Source organism: Elizabethkingia argenteiflava (assembly GCF_009904105.1).
In the GTDB taxonomy this organism is placed as follows: Bacteria; Bacteroidota; Bacteroidia; order Flavobacteriales; family Weeksellaceae; genus Elizabethkingia; species Elizabethkingia argenteiflava.
Window position 1 is genome coordinate 1 of record NZ_JAAABJ010000585.1, and the last position, 401, is coordinate 401.

Genomic DNA, 401 nt, shown 5'->3' on the forward strand with positions numbered 1-401 from the left:
AATGAAGAAAGTGAAAGAACTAGAAGCAGAAAACAGACGCTTAAAGCGTATGTATGCTAATTTAGCCATGGAATTGGATGTAGCCAAGTATATTATAGAAAAAAAGCTCTAAAGCCTTACCACAAGTGGGATATGGTTGATCAGCTTCGTATAGTATATCCTCAATCCGTGAGCAAGGCATGTCGTATTCTTTAAATGAGTCGTAGTACGCTTCATTATAAATCCATAAAAGAAGACAATTTTTTTATTACTGCTTTGGGATCATTAGCCGAAAAACACCCCCTTGAAGGGTTTTGTAAAAGTTATGGTAGACTTAGAAATAAAGGGGTTGTGGTAAATCATAAAAAACTTTATAGGATCTATAAAAGTAGAGGACTGGCAATGAGAAGAAAATATAAAAA

1 pseudogene is annotated in these 401 nt (G+C 34.2%); it reads left to right on the forward strand.

The window, feature by feature from the left end:
• Positions 1-195: 195 nt before the first annotated feature.
• Positions 196-401 (forward strand): annotated as a pseudogene (locus GNY06_RS13775) (IS3 family transposase); the annotation flags it as partial.